The organism is Streptomyces litchfieldiae (genome assembly GCF_031845365.1).
Classification (GTDB): Bacteria; Actinomycetota; Actinomycetes; order Streptomycetales; family Streptomycetaceae; genus Streptomyces; species Streptomyces litchfieldiae.
On record NZ_JAVREL010000170.1, the window covers coordinates 1 to 255 of the forward strand.

Genomic DNA, 255 nt, shown 5'->3' on the forward strand with positions numbered 1-255 from the left:
GCTCGGGCCCGGACCGCTCGACCGGGCGGCTGGTGATCAGCGCGTACCAGCCGTCGGCCGCCGCCTCCGCCGCCAGCACCTGCTCGTCGAAGTGCCACTCCAGGATCGGCCGACCGGTCTCGTCGGCGCCGATCGTGGTGCGCAGGCAGGAGGCGACCCGGCGGGTCCTGGCGATCACCCCGATGCGTTCGGCGATCTTCTCGGGGATGTTGTAGTAACGCCCGCCCGCCCCGCGCTGCACCTTCTCCAGGTCGG

The 255-nt window shown here is 72.9% G+C and carries 1 protein-coding gene; it reads right to left on the reverse strand.

The features are described from left to right. On the reverse strand, positions 1-255 hold a 255-nt coding region (locus tag RM590_RS36290; RefSeq protein WP_311708993.1), incomplete at both ends, for a hypothetical protein.